This is a genomic window from Mycolicibacterium rhodesiae (assembly GCF_002086695.1).
In the GTDB taxonomy this organism is placed as follows: Bacteria; Actinomycetota; Actinomycetes; order Mycobacteriales; family Mycobacteriaceae; genus Mycobacterium; species Mycobacterium rhodesiae.
Window position 1 is genome coordinate 1 of record NZ_MVIH01000052.1, and the last position, 236, is coordinate 236.

The 236-nt window shown below is 68.6% G+C and carries 1 protein-coding gene; it reads right to left on the minus strand.

The genetic code is table 11. The features are described from left to right. Nucleotides 1-236 (minus strand): SDR family oxidoreductase (locus BST42_RS28900; RefSeq protein WP_133057537.1); only part of this gene is annotated, 236 nt, incomplete at both ends.

Here is a 236-nt window from a genome sequence, read left to right on the forward strand (position 1 = left end):
GAGCGCGCTGATCCCAGCCCTCCTCGAGCAGCTGGATCTGGGCGCCGGCCTCCTCGCCGAGCGCACCGCCGACGATCGCACTCATCGCCAGCGTCCGGATAGGGCCTGCGGCAACGAGATTCGAACGCACACCGTACTTGCCGGCCTCGCGCGCCACGAACCTGTTGACCGACTCCAACGCGCTCTTGGCGACCGTCATCCAGTTGTAGGCCGGCATCGCCCGGCTCGGGTCGAAG